The organism is Williamsia soli, assembly GCF_017377795.1.
In the GTDB taxonomy this organism is placed as follows: Bacteria; Actinomycetota; Actinomycetes; order Mycobacteriales; family Mycobacteriaceae; genus Williamsia; species Williamsia soli.
Genome location: NZ_JAFRDR010000003.1, coordinates 756,200 through 769,947 on the forward strand (window position 1 = coordinate 756,200; position 13,748 = coordinate 769,947).

A 13,748-nucleotide genomic window follows, 5' to 3' on the forward strand; every position below is an offset into this window, starting at 1 on the left:
TTGAGGCGCAATATCACCTAACTTCGATGTTCGATGTTGGTTCTAGAGCAACCTCGATATTTTGGTGTTTGTTTCGCTTCCTTCCGAAGAGACCGCCGACGCGCTGATTCTTCAAGACATCTGACGAGGTGTAGTAGTAGCCATATTTGTACGCACCGCCTCGTGTAGGAACATCAGTGAGAACGACGCCAATCAGATCGGCGTTTACCGCCTCTAACTGCTCTATGCTTGCCGCAACATCGGGCAACCGAGACTGATTGGCACGAGCTACGAGTAGCACGCCGTCCGCCCACTGCGACAACACAGCAGCATCCGTTACGGGCAACAGCGGCGGCGAATCGATTACCACATAGTCGAACATTGCTGACAAGTTCTCGATACCCTGACCGGCCTTCTTGGACCCCAACAGCTCAGCCGGATTGGGAGGTTGAGGACCGCTCGCGAGGATATGCAAGCCAACCACATCGCTGGATTGCAGCAAGTCAGCCATGGTTCCGTCGCCTTTTAGATAGTTCGTAAAACCAATATCCCCGATGCCGCCCGTGCGGTGATAGACCTGCGGTCGTCGAAGGTCGGCGTCGACCAACACGACGCGTTTACCCGTCTCGGCAAGTGCCGCTGCCAAGTTCATCGCAGTAGTGGTCTTGCCCTCAGCGGCTAACGCGCTTGTTACCAAGATTCGCCGGATCGGCCTGTCAACACTGGCGAATGACAAATTTGTTCGGAGCTTTCTGTACGATTCTGCCGCAAGTGTCGCACCCGACCCAAAGTTGATCAGACCACGACCCTTCAAAGTGTCGTCAGATGGCACTGACGCCATGACCGGTGCACTCGTTACTCCCTCGACGCCCTCGCCGTCGCGAACGCGGTTGTCGAACCGGCTACGAATAGCGACCCACGCCAGTCCGAGGATCAGTCCTACTGCTATGCCCGCTAGCACATTCCGTTCGGTGCGCGGCGCGATCGGGCTGTCCTCAACATTTGCCGGCGAGACTGTAGTGATCTTCGCAAGTGGCGACCCACCACCGCTCGGAGTCTCGAGCTCACTCACGTACTCCTCAAGGGATGCTGCGACTGCATTCGCCAACTCCGCGGCACGCACGGCATTTGTCCCCTCAGCAGAGACATTCAGAAGCACCGTGTCAGGCGTAGTAGTCGCACTGACCGCAACCTTAGCTTCAGAAAGGGAGATACCGGACTGAAAAGAGCCGAGCGCTCCCGTCAACACCGCTTCTGAGTTCACCAGCCGTGTGTACGACGTAACTCGCTGTTGAGACGCCAGCGAGCCTTGGTAAGCGGATTGCGCGTTATCTTCGTTGCCTGAAGTTACGTACATTGTGGCGGTTGATCTGTACGTAGGATCCTGATACAAACTCAGACCCAGACCAACCGCTCCGCCAAGCAGCGCAAGAATAATTACGATCGGCCAGCCGCGCCGAAGCGCCACAAGGGATGAACGCATGGAGGACGCCTTAGCCGGTTTGATCGGCTTGCGCGAGGTCATAGTCACCAATTTAAGCCCCAATCGTGGCTACAGGAAAAAATTACTACTCCGGAGACATCCCCCGACATCGGCCAGCTCCGAACTGAACTAAACGGCTCCAGCCTGAAGTCTAACCCGCGGAGACAATACCCGCACGATGGACAACGGGCGCCTATCACGACCTTCTGCACTTCAGACGCCTTCTTAAACTGCTAGCCACGACGCTGTCGTATCGCCGAACGCAAAACACTCGCGTAACCAGAACAGACCCCCTCCCAGGTATACGCTTCTGACTGACGATCACGAACGGCCATAGTTAGCCGCTGCCTCAGGTTTGGATCCTCCATCAGCGCATCCAAAGCGCGTGCAATCTCTTGTGGGTCGGGAGCAGTAAAAACCGCGCCTCCGTCACCCAAGACTTCGCGGTTATAGACCGTGTCCCTTGCTACTGTCGGCGCTCCACAGGCCATAGCCTGAACTAGAGCCGGATTCGTTCCCCCGACGCTATGCCCATGAAAATATGCGCCAGCATTACTCCAAAGCGCGAATAGTTTCTTGTCGTCCCTGAGGTGACCCAACCATTCAACGTTGTCGTGACTTGCCGAGAGGGCAGCCGCACGGTCGTCGAGCTCGCCGCCGTACCCAGTCGACCCCACAATCACCACTTGACGACGCTCAGCAAGAATGCTCACCGCATCAAAGAATGTCTCCGTCGAGTTCTCGGGCACAAACCGGGCGACATACAAGATGTACGTTCCTGGCGCTAGACCCGGCACAGGATCATTGTCGGCCGAAACAGTGCCGCCATATGGCAAAAACTCCGATTCACGCCCAAAGTCGCGCCGCCATCGCGCTGCGATCTCCTCAGAATCGCTTACGATCACATCGGCAAACCTTGCAGTAAATCGAGCGCCAAACTTAAAAACAGCCTTGGCCAGGCGGCCCCACTTCTCGCGCTCCCATTCAATTCCATCAACATTAACGACAGTAGGCACGCGCGACAACTTCAAAATCGGCAACCAGAATCCGTTGGCGACATTCAACACCAATGCCACGTCTGGGCGTTTAAAAGCTGCGTGCAAAACCGACGACAACCCGTAAGACAAGGTACTAATGGATCGAGACTCAATACCCGGCGTAAGAATGCTGACTATAGAACCCTTGTCGCGCCTGCCTGAAGCTTCTTCTTCAACGGTTGCGCCGCGCCGCGAATAGACAACAGCATCCCAACCCTCATCGGCAAGGTACGGCGCCAGATGCCTGATGAGGGTCTCAAAACCACCATAGTAGCTGGGGTAACCACGCGAACCGATTATCGCAACCTTGGGCATCTTCACATTCCCTTGTTCGTAGAGCAGTCAGGTGCCACCGAAGCGGACCGAGGTTCAGACTTTGGCACTTCTCCGGCCCGCAGATACCTAGTTCCGATCGAGATCATCGCAAGTAGTAGCGAGGCACCGATAAATTGCGCAGATACCAAATAGCTACCGTAAAAAGAAAAGACAATCCCCACGCTGAGCCATACAACCGATCCTGGGACAAAATCGACATACAGGACGCAGAGCGCTCCCACCACTGCAGCGAGTAGCAGACCACCCAAGAAGCCATAGTCACTCAACGCGCCCGACCAAATTGGTGTAGCAATAGCGCCCGTAGAATCTACAGAAAAACCGAGTGCCGTTGTCAACCAGCGTTCTGGGTCGGCGAACCCCCCGGACAGACCCAAGGACTTCGTCGCTCCGCCGATTATAAATCCCCCCGGGGGCTGCAGGCCCCCAGATTGAATGAGTTCGTTTACCGACAAACCATTTCGCGCCGACAGATAAAGGCTTGGTCCCAGCGTCTCATTAAAGAAACCAGCAAACCCACCGATGGCATTTGCGCGTTCAGACTGGATTGCCTCCAGACGCCCCTCGGTGCGGGCACCATAGGTCAAGAGAGCGGCGCCCAAAACAACAAACCCCGCGGAGGCGGCGACAAGGCTCCGAGCGATTCCACTGAACCTGTTGAGATGGCCCAGGTAGCCAGTAGCCACGCCCAAGAGGACAGCTACGATGAGCAGTCGGCTTGCCGTCCCTAAGGTCATGATCACCAGAAGGATTTGGAGAGCACCTATCGAGGCCCGCGGGCTAGACCGGAGAAAGGCCGCAGAAATTACCGCAGAACCGAGAGCAATACCCATGATGGGCGATTCACTAGCCACCGACTGCAGGCGCGCTTCATTTCCTTGCAATAGGGGAATGCCCGATGACAGCCTATTTGCCAACAACAGCAAGGCCAGCATCAGCAGAAACACATGAGACCGTGTCGATACTTCGATTCCATACGCTTTAGAACGACTACCAGACCGCAACGAACCAAGAATTGCGATGATTGCCGCCAAAACTATGCCGAATAGGAGAGCAAATCTAAATGATTCACTCGAGATCGACGAGACTCCGAGATAACTCAGCTGGCCAGCCGTACCAAGCCAGGTCAGCGAACATCCAACAAATATGGCAAGGTATAAAGGACGCAGCCTTTTGAATGTAATTGCAAAAACCAACGGGCAAAGCACCGCTAGGCCGGCCAACGGGAGATCGAAGATCGCAGGAACCGCCAGAAGCGAGAACGCGAGTCCTCCGAAGGTCGCGCGACCAGATGAGACTGCTAGCTGCGTTGCGCCGGACTCAGTTTCATGCTCCAGCGATTTTCCCTGATGCTGCCTAACTGCCATTGGTAACAACCTTCCGTCTCCGTTCGGCATGTCTCATTGCCAGCCCATACAAATCGGCCAGCGCAGCGACGTGTTCGGAAGAGTCAACGCGCAACTCAGCGACTCCAGACCGAAGGCCCGCTGAACGAGCACGCCTAACGCCGCTCTCGTCGCAGATCGCCTTGGCGAGCGCCACAATGTCGGAAGATTGGTAAACTGCACCGGTTCGATCATTAACAAGCTCCGGCATTCCGCCCATATCACTGACTACTGCGGGAACGTCGTATTGCAGACTTTCCCGCACCGTGTACGGACTATTTTCCGCCCAGCGCGAAGGATGCACAGTCAAATCGACGTCGCGCAGAATCCGTTCCAGGTCCTCATGGCGGTATACGCCGTGGAAGGTCGCCTTTTTCAGCTTCATTTCTGACGCCAGAGATTCTAGCCTTGCCCGCTCGGAACCGTCACCGTAGATGCGCAATTCAGCATTTGGTAGCTCAATTTCAACGAATCGCCACGCCCTGACAAGGTCGTCTACGCCCTTCTCGACCGCAAGACGACCCATATACGCAACGACAAAACGGCCGTCCGCCTTATCGTTGGCCTCTCCGGCACCATTGCGCTGCGCAGCAGATTCACGTGACCATGGCAAGTCCAAATGCAATACAGGTCCGACACCAACTCCCGATCGTTCAATTACCGACTTCATATAAGCAGATGGGGTATGAATAACCGGGCTTGCAGTCCCCCACAGCCTTGATGAGAGTGGATGTTCAACAGCCGCAAGCGCAGACGCAGCCGCGCTGGACTTTACACAACGCTTCGAAATTATGTTTATTGACCGCCGCGCATTTGACATTTCGCCGACGCAAGCGAAGCAAGCGGCGCCCGCCCTGTCGTCCCAGAGCCGCTGGTTCGCGCAAACGGTCTTGTACTCATGCGCCGTGATAACGCAGGGTGTGGCACGCGCTACACAGGCACGAGCAACCGAAGGCGTCAACTGGTAGCAGGTTCCATGAAAATGAACGACGTCGGGCCTAAACTGATCAATTACGCGTAACAACCTTCTCTTAACAGCCGGCGAGTACACCGACCGTACGCCGTTGTTAACTTTTGCTAGGGCTCCATCTACGTCATAAATCCGAGTAGGAGAATATGAAACACGACCATTAACTGATTCCATCGGCACTTCTCCAAGAGGAGGCTCCATTCCGAAAAAGTGCAAGTCGTGGCCCGCGGCGGGTAGGTTCCGAGCCTGCCAATCGATATATGTTTCCACTCCACCAACGTGATGCATGAACTTACTAACGACAAGGATACGACTCATTTTACGAAGCCCAATCGTCGAGACGGGTCTTAAGCTGCTTGATCGCGACTGACCGAGCGGTTTCGTCAAAATTGATAGCCGCATCGACCATCACCGCTAGCGCTGCCTCCGTTGTTCGTCCATAGTAGCCTGCCTGTTTAGTCATACCGATCTCATTCATTAGCGACGAATGCTTCTCTTCGTAGCCGAGCAAAACAAGTGGCGTTTCACTGCAAAGCGCTGCAATTCCGGCGTGCATACGCGCGCTGATCACCAAGTCGAAGTCCAGGCGTATGCTTTCGCACAGCGCTCTATAACTTGCAGCTTCCAAGCGTCCCGCACTTGCGTGCTTCGGCAACGACTGCTCGATATACTTGACCGCGTCGCCGTCCTGACCAGCGCTTGACTGGGCAACACGGTGATGCATCTCGAAGGTCGAGGTTAATACCTTCTGTGGATGGTTCAGAATATAGGCGAGAATCTCGTCGACCTGCCATTGCCAGGTCCTCTCATCGAAATAGTCGCCCGCTACCGGCACAATCAGCACACGCAGTGAATCGTTCTGCGAGCTCGGCAACCCGTCGTGACGACTTTCGTAGTTGCGAAACGCGAGGTCAGGAACGTAAGTAGCGTCCAACGCGCAACTCTCGGCGACAGCTTTGCTAGACCGGTCACGAACGTTGATGTTGACTTCGCCAGCTAGCTTCCGGAGGAGCGTCTTGAGTAGTGAACCTTCTGCTTCGATGCTTATCGGCATAGTAGTCACAGCCGCGCCCGAGCGTTGACTGAACCACCAGGTCCAGAGAGTGAGTGCGCTCTCCTTGATATATCGATCGCCTATATATCCGCCGCCAACCGGATATACGTGAGTCGCGGTCATGTATGCCAAGGCAGTCGGCTTCAAGCCCCTCGGCAGAGCCATGCCTACGCGCTCAGTTGCTTGCCGCCGATACTTCGATGGCAACATCGAAGCTCCAGATAACAGCGTAATTGAGAGCATCCACTGTACTAAAAGGTGGAGGCGTGGAATCCCCGTTCTCGAATTGTATTCAATTCGATCAAACATTCGTTTATGGATTGTCACGCGCGGGTACATGACTTTGAATATCCTGTCATCGAGCGCGACTATGTGCACTTCTTCGTTTGGGTGAATCTGTGTCACCTTGTCTAGCGTGGCATCGACCAGCTCGCGGTCTCCCAAATTTTCACCCGAATAACACTCGGTAATGAGTATCATTTGCTTACCTTATTCCAGTTCAGCGCACCTCGAGAAACTAGCCACATGCGTCCCGCCTGAATAGGAGTAGTACGTCTGGCGGCGATCTTGACAACCAGACCGATCGCGACCACAAATGGAATAAGTCGCCGCTCCCAGACCGACCCGTACTTTCTCACATAAGCGCAACGTGCATTGAGCAGGCTTGCCTCCACTGTTGCAGAAGCTATTTTCTTGGAACTATTGCCGAGATGTTGCGCTGAGACAGCAAGTACCTCGAACTGGGTGTCGCTCGCTAAGTCTCTCGCCAATGCGCTCATTTCGATCCAGAACATCTCTGGGTCAAGCACGATCCCGTCTAGCAAGCGCGGGTCTAGTGAAAGTACTGTACCGGCCGGCACCCATGGTTTTCCTAGAGGAAAGGTTCCGCTTCCAAGCTGCGCAAGCATCTGCTTCTGTTTAGAGAGACTGCCATACGTGAGCTGCATCAGAGCGTTCCGAGTGGTGTAGATCTCGCGCACGTTCTCTAGACGATCGGCGTCTACTATCTTCGGAACCAGAATGGGAGCCGCAGATTGCGGTGGCCAACACAGTGCACGCAAGGACGCCTCATCGATAACGACGTCAGGGTTAATCATCACCAGTCTCTTCTCGGACTGGACGACGTCTTTCAAAATGAAGTTGAGCGCCGCAGAATATCCCTCGTTTGCGTGTGTGGTCAGTGTGGTCGCGAACTCGACCCGAGGCGCGCGCCCCGACGAGTCATCGATTACGTACAACTTCAGCGCCAGGCCTCTGTCTGACAGCGACTTCGCTGATGCCAGCGCCTGCCGTACTTCCTGTTCCGAGTGACCGTAGGTTATTACGCAGACAATGACACCCTCTGAATCATCAAGTTTATGCGGTCGTCCACCGTCTGCGAGTTCGTTGCCCACTGTTGAAGCCTTTCCGAAACGTCTCTTGCTGTCTCGATAATGTTCATATCGAGATCCTCAATTCTGGATATGACTGCGTGCGGTGGAGCAATATCTACGGCCTCAGAGCCGCCGACAATAATTTGTGGAATACCTGCAGCGGCAAGATCAAAGAAGAATGGGTTGCGGGTGTTTCTCATTTGCTTGTGCGGCAGATTGATGACAACCTCGGACGTACGCCTGAGGCGTTCGATTAGAGCGAGACGATCTACCGGCTTTTCAGAGTTTAAGTCCGGTGGCCAACCCGACCCGATAATCCGCACGTCCATTCCGCGTGCAATTAACGCTCTTACGCTCTCGACTCGTTCTCGATACGCGGTTCCGACGATAACTAGACTGTGGCTCGTCGAAACCGTTTGCGATATCAGAGTGGTGAGGTAACTAGGCAAGAGGTGAGGCCACGGCATATGGATATTTTCGACCGGCCCCGATTGATTCCAACAGGAATCTGCCGCAAAGACCGCATCGTAGTAGTCGAATGTCGTAGCGAAGTCGCGCTCGCCGATCGGCTCGTCTCCAATCCACGCCACTAGATGTTTAGAGCGCTTCTTGAGTTGACGGAGCACTCCACCTCCCAACCTGTGCGGTGCCATGACAATTGCGAGTTCGTTTTCCCCAGGTCGAGCTAGAAGCTGAAGTCGAGTGGCGCAGTTGAGGACCTCGCTGTTGCGCACCAGAAACCTACTCGGCGTACCAGAGAGATTTGCAAGGGCGAGCGGGGTGGAAGTTCTTTGCGACACAGCGGCCGCGAAGTCGTGTGGTCCAGGTCCCCACCACTTGAACCCGAGGAACAGAACGGAGCCCGCAGTCACAGATCTATGCGGCGCATTCATGTCGCTGCCCAACCCAGGAATATTAGTGCTAGTAGGGCCGAAGAAATGGGCCACATCATTGCGATCTGCATTCCGAGCGTAGGATACTTTTCTCGCTTCATTGGCTTCCAAAACACTAGGAAGGACACGTATTCCTTCACGGTGGCGGCCACAGTGACTAGTGCAACTCCACCTAGCACCATTGCACCACATGTCATAAGCACAGATAGTGTCGCCAAACCGATACTCACTGACATCGTGGCGTAAGAACCTCGGTTACTGTAGATCCAAGTCGAAGTCAGTGTATGTGAGGCGATCAACGGGGTACCGACGCCTATTATTGCTACCAGTGTCCATATGTTTCCGTAATCAGACAAGATTCCCAAGTTGCGGAACAGTATAGCTGCGACAATTATGGAAAGTCCGGCGCCGGTAGCCGCTAGGCAGAGGCGCTTCGACCACTGTAAGAATTGTGCTGCATCTCTGTTTCGGCTTAGTGAATTTGACGCGTGATGTTGGACCAATGCCCCACGAAATGCGACCACAGCCTCGAATGCGCGGAGGGCGATTGCGTAGGCCGCCAACTGCGCCGCGGTAACCCCGAGCAGACCCATCACTCCGAGGTCTGCCCGCTGATATACAGTTGCGGATATCGCCATTCCGGCAAACGGCAAGCTTGCGTGCCAGCTCAGTTTAATCGGCGCCGCCAGGTCGCCATCTTTCTTGAATCGGGTACTAATGGCGCGTGTAGAAAGCAGCAGCGCAGGACTAATCACAATTAGTCCGACCAAATTGCCCAGTGTTGACGCCCAGGCAAGCATGACGGCTCCGCTAGTTCCCGCTGCAGCGATCGCGCACCCCGACACAATCCCGTTCACCAAAGTTGCGCACGCAACGAGCCTCATCTTTCCAGATGGGATCGCAATATTTTCGAAGTCGGACAGCAATATTCGCGACAGGACTAATATCGTCACCGGCACGCCGATTGGTAGGAAGAATAGCGAAACTACGAGCGCCGATAGTGCAACGACAAGCGATATGGAACGTCTTCGTAGCCAGACTTTCCAACTCGACACAGTCATTTCGGCAGTGTCACTCAGCTCGACTAGGAGCATCCTGTCGATTCCGTACTGGAGTATGACCGTGGCAATAGCGCCGACTGACACCGCAAGTGAGTAGTATCCGATTTCAGCCGGTACGCCCCTCTCGGCCGCCCACAAGAAACCCAGACCCACGAGGGCCAGGTAGCAGACTCTAGCGATGCCTAGCAGACTCGCACCGCTTCTCTGATCACGGCTGCTCTTCGCGTGTCGGCCGCGTGCACGTGTGGCGGTTCTCACCATCGCTCTGCTGCCGCCTTAAGTGTAGAGTCGGAGACTTTGCGTTTGGGTGCGTTTGGGTCGCAATGCGCTCTAAGCGGTCTGTGCACGGCGTGTTCCCGGCAAGGGGCTGGTGTTCCTAGCACTTGCCCTTGAGCGTTTTCTGCTATTTGGTCCCCCCGGCGCCTTGAGTTCGTCGTGCGCTGGGGCTGGGCCGGCGACGGTTTAACAGTGCCGATTTCAATCGGTCGGTCCACGTTGGCCATTTATCGCTGGTTAAGAGCAGAGACGCCGACAGCGCTGCGGTTATCGTTTATCCATCGTGCTACTTGCACGATGCAGGTCTCGATGTCGACAGCGACCAAATCGAATACTGTGGATCTCCGGCCGATCGGATCTGCTATATCCAAGTTCGGACTCATTGGATCGAGTGTGGGATAGTAGTTCTCCGTAGATGTTTCGCGCCTGTAAATTTCCGAAAGCTCTCGAAGTGCGAACATGCGCTTCCACTGCGCTGGCGCGTGTTGTCTGGAAACCGCACGATGTTCTCGAGTCATTCCGAGAACAAGATCGCATTCAGCGACGATCGATGGCGTCAATAGCCTCGAACGAAAGCCGCTCGCATCGGTGCCGCTTTCGATCAACGTCCGTTGACTCTCCGGATGCATATCGTGTCCATTCATCGCACGAGTACCAGCGCTCTGCACGACAAGGTTCAGTCCCATGTTGTCGCTGTTAGCAGCGAGCATGCGCTCAGCGACGGGTGATCGACATATGTTTCCCGTATATACGAACAGCACCTTCACGACTAGTACGCGCCTTCACTTCGCAGTACGGCCCGCAAAGTTCTCCAGAGAATCATCGCGTCCTGCATAATTGACCAGTTTTCGACATAGGAGAGGTCCAAGCGCACGGATTCGTCCCAGTCCAAATCAGACCGACCCGAAACTTGCCAAAGCCCCGTGATACCAGGCCGCACAAGCATTCGGCGCGTCACCAGTGCGCTATATTGTTCAACCTCAGCACGTAGAGGTGGACGAGGGCCCACGAGGCTCATGGTGCCCGCAAGTACATTGAACAACTGTGGCAGCTCATCAAGACTGTAGCGCCGCAATATCTTTCCGATTGGCGTTACCCGAGGATCGTCGCGGATCTTGAACAGAACCCCGGCGCCCTCGTTCTGTTGAGCGAGTGCGAGTTTCTGCTGATCCGCACCGTCAACCATCGTCCGGAACTTCCACATCTGGAATGGCTCGTTGTTCAGGCCGATACGCTCCGCACGGTAGAACACGGGTCCTCGGGATCCGACTCTCACAGCGATCGCACACGCAATCATCACAGGAGACAGCAGAAGCACGATGGACCCTGCACCTAGCCGGTCGAAGGCTGCCTTGAAGAACTTGTTGGCACCCTCGTAGCGGGGTTTATCTATATGGAGGAGCGGCAGCCCTGCTACCGGGCGAACCAACATGCGTGGCCCCGCGACGTCCGCAACTCCGGGGGATACGAGCAGGTCGACGTGCATTCCTTCAAGATCCCAAGACAACTCGCGCATCGCCGTGTGGCCGAGGGTTTCGGCGCATGTAACCGCAACTGCCGTCGCTTGGGACTGCGCCACCCCATCACGGGCATCACTAGAGTCGCCGAAGACCGGGTGGTTCCGGCCACCGATTTCAACCACGTCGCGATGCCGCGCTGGGTCCCCCGGAGGAACGCATAAGCCAACTACTTCGAGGCCCAGACCAGGGTTCCGATCGAGATGGCGAATCAAAGGAGCTGCAGATGCCGGACTACCTACAACCAGGAGTTGATTGAGGTTCCGACGGTCTCGCCGTGCGCGGGCGAGACTCCAGCGCCACAACCAGCGGGCGAGCAGCAACCCGAGCGTGCCGGCTGGCAATGCGATTGCGAGGAGCCCCCGCGCCACGTTCCACTTGAACAGTAGGTCAACGATTGCCAACAGCCCGAAGACGGCGAGGGAAGCTCGAACGATTCGGCTATATTCCTCGGCACCCGATCCGACTATCCGCCGATCTGTGCTCTGCACGACGCGGAGGGCGACGATCCAGGCAAGGACGAATCCCGCTGAGACAAGCACTCCCGGTGTACTGAATCTACCGATGGGGTCCAAGACTGACGGGAATCCGAATCGAATCTGTTGGGCACCAAAAACGGCGACAGCGATGATCACGGCGTCCACGACCTGAACGCGGGTGATGTAGGCATCCGCCCACGTCCGCAGACGAGGCCGGACGGCAAGCGGGGGCACCTGGGGCGCGCGCCGCCAGTCAGTGCTCACAAGCCTCGTGCTACGTGTCATCCCTACCTCCCCAACGCTTCGTCGGGATCTCGTCCATAGGACAGCTGTCCCCTGCCAAGAAAGAAATCAACTATCACTAAAGGGCATCTTGTCCTACGAATATCACCTATTGAGATCGCCCTGCGCTCGTACTTAATAGTCGAACATTAGCGCTTATGTTTCTGCACTGCGAGTCGAAACGCACTATTTACTTTTCATAACTCACGGTAATCTAGACAACCATATGGACTATGTCCGGCGTCACACTTTTCGGTCGGGTAGGAATTCCAGTGCGATGGGTAGCGATGCATCGCCCAGTGAAGCTTTCTGCAGCACAACATGTTTCGTGTCGATGCACCTAATTAATCCGACTACATCAACCAGTAGGCAGGTCGATTAAAATCACTCAGATCGAGTTGTTACGCGATTGGCGTTCGTAACTTATAGGCTTAGAAACTGGTTCGTCGCTTCACCCGGGTCGCACTGTGACACAAATTTAAACTCCATGTCATCAGAACTTCCCCCTACTTTTACCGTTGCCAACGCGGACGCATCAGTTCGAGACCGCCGAAAACTCTCCACTGCCATTTCTGACGTGTTCGCCAAGTCAGCGTCCGCGCCATAATGATCGTTACGGTCATTTATATCGCAGTGGGTCGCTCGTGTCCATTCGTTGGTCAAGTCCGCTTGGACCGTAGATCTCGGCCGATGACAGGGTCCGCCTCGGTGGCTCCTCGCCTGACCACTTCGTAGACACCAATGTCTACGAGCTCGTGGTGAACCGCCTACGCACTACATCGTTGTCCGCTGAGGCTTGTTACAGCCACCATCGTGACTTCCGACTAGTCGCTGCCTGCGAACTCGGGGCTGCTGACCCCGCCAGTCGGATGTCACACGTGTATGCCCCGAGTCAGCCGAAGGCGTTCGCAACGCCAAGGGTCCCCGTCGTGAGGCACGATCCGGAGATGAGGACACTCGTGTTGTCTGGTGCGCGCTGGCCTACGGAATCACCCCAGGGGGATTAGCGACCGTCAGATGTCACTCACTAAGGTAGGTCCAAACTCCGTCCCCTGACCAAGACCTGCCTATGGGTGCACCAGACCGCGGCTTCGGACCGATGTCTATCCCTGAACACCCCGGGCCCTCACACATTGCAACGGCCTTTCGCTGCTGACTCGGTCGCCTGCCCAGCCCGCCATGATCAGCGAACGATCCTCTCGGTGGTGGCGTAGGTCTTTTCGACCTGGGTTTTGAGTGGTTGCCACCAGTCGGGGTTGTTGCGGTACCAGGCGATGGTGTCGGTGAGGCCGCTGCGGAAGTCGGTGTATTGGGGTTGCCAGCCGAGTTCGGTGCGGAGGCGGTGTGAGTTGATGGCGTAGCGCAGGTCGTGGCCGGGGCGGTCGGTGACGAAGTCGAAGGCGTCGGTGGGGTTGCCGGTGAGTTCGAGGATGGTTTCGATGACGGTGCGGTTGTCGACTTCGCCGTCGGCGCCGATGAGGTAGGTCTCGCCGATGGTGCCTTTGTCGATGATGGTCCAGACGGCGTCGTTGTGGTCGTGGACGTGGATCCAGTCGCGGACGTTGGTGCCGTGGCCGTAGAGCTTGGGGCGGATGCCGGCCAGGACGTTGGTGATCTGGCGGGGGA

Annotated in this window: 10 protein-coding genes and 1 pseudogene; all 11 read right to left on the minus strand. The window is 55.9% G+C overall.

The features are described from left to right. Positions 1–13 precede the first annotated feature (13 nt). Positions 14–1,504 carry a tyrosine-protein kinase domain-containing protein gene (locus tag J3S28_RS11905; protein WP_237341370.1) on the minus strand — a complete coding sequence of 497 codons (1,491 nt, stop codon included), beginning with the start codon at positions 1,502–1,504 and terminating at the stop codon, positions 14–16. A gap of 191 nt (positions 1,505–1,695) precedes the next feature. Then, the gene (locus J3S28_RS11910; RefSeq protein WP_207840717.1) at positions 1,696–2,814 is read right to left on the minus strand and encodes a glycosyltransferase; all 1,119 of its coding nucleotides are present in this window, start codon (positions 2,812–2,814) and stop codon (positions 1,696–1,698) included. 2 nt (positions 2,815–2,816) lie between these two features. Further along, the gene (locus J3S28_RS11915) at positions 2,817–4,199 is read right to left on the minus strand and encodes a hypothetical protein (RefSeq protein ID WP_207840719.1); all 1,383 of its coding nucleotides are present in this window, start codon (positions 4,197–4,199) and stop codon (positions 2,817–2,819) included. After that, positions 4,189–4,887 (minus strand): glycosyltransferase, encoded by a 699-nt coding sequence (locus J3S28_RS28315; RefSeq protein WP_237341371.1) that lies wholly within the window; start codon positions 4,885–4,887, stop codon positions 4,189–4,191. The genes J3S28_RS11915 and J3S28_RS28315 overlap by 11 nt, the downstream gene beginning before the upstream one ends. Before the next feature lie 189 nt (positions 4,888–5,076). Beyond that, positions 5,077–5,589, minus strand: a pseudogene (locus J3S28_RS28880) (glycosyltransferase); the annotation flags it as partial. Then, positions 5,507–6,721: a polysaccharide pyruvyl transferase family protein gene (locus J3S28_RS11925; protein ID WP_207840723.1), complete on the minus strand. Its 1,215-nt coding sequence runs from the start codon at positions 6,719–6,721 to the stop codon at positions 5,507–5,509. The pseudogene J3S28_RS28880 and the gene J3S28_RS11925, both read right to left, overlap by 83 nt. After that, positions 6,718–7,635 carry a glycosyltransferase family 2 protein gene (locus J3S28_RS11930; RefSeq protein WP_207840725.1) on the minus strand — a complete coding sequence of 306 codons (918 nt, stop codon included), beginning with the start codon at positions 7,633–7,635 and terminating at the stop codon, positions 6,718–6,720. The genes J3S28_RS11925 and J3S28_RS11930 overlap by 4 nt, the downstream gene beginning before the upstream one ends. Next, entirely contained in the window at positions 7,563–8,240 is a 678-nt protein-coding gene (locus J3S28_RS11935) for a CgeB family protein (RefSeq protein ID WP_207840728.1), read from the minus strand. The genes J3S28_RS11930 and J3S28_RS11935 overlap by 73 nt, the downstream gene beginning before the upstream one ends. Before the next feature lie 1,831 nt (positions 8,241–10,071). Further along, on the minus strand, positions 10,072–10,611 hold the full coding sequence (locus J3S28_RS11940; protein ID WP_207840730.1) for an arsenate reductase/protein-tyrosine-phosphatase family protein: 540 nt from the start codon (positions 10,609–10,611) through the stop codon (positions 10,072–10,074). A 2-nt stretch (positions 10,612–10,613) separates the two neighbouring features. Next, positions 10,614–12,125 (minus strand): sugar transferase, encoded by a 1,512-nt coding sequence (locus J3S28_RS11945; RefSeq protein ID WP_207840732.1) that lies wholly within the window; start codon positions 12,123–12,125, stop codon positions 10,614–10,616. Positions 12,126–13,305: 1,180 nt separating this feature from the next. Continuing rightward, a partial coding sequence (locus tag J3S28_RS11950) for a GDP-mannose 4,6-dehydratase (RefSeq protein WP_207840734.1) occupies positions 13,306–13,748 on the minus strand: 443 nt, incomplete at its 5' end.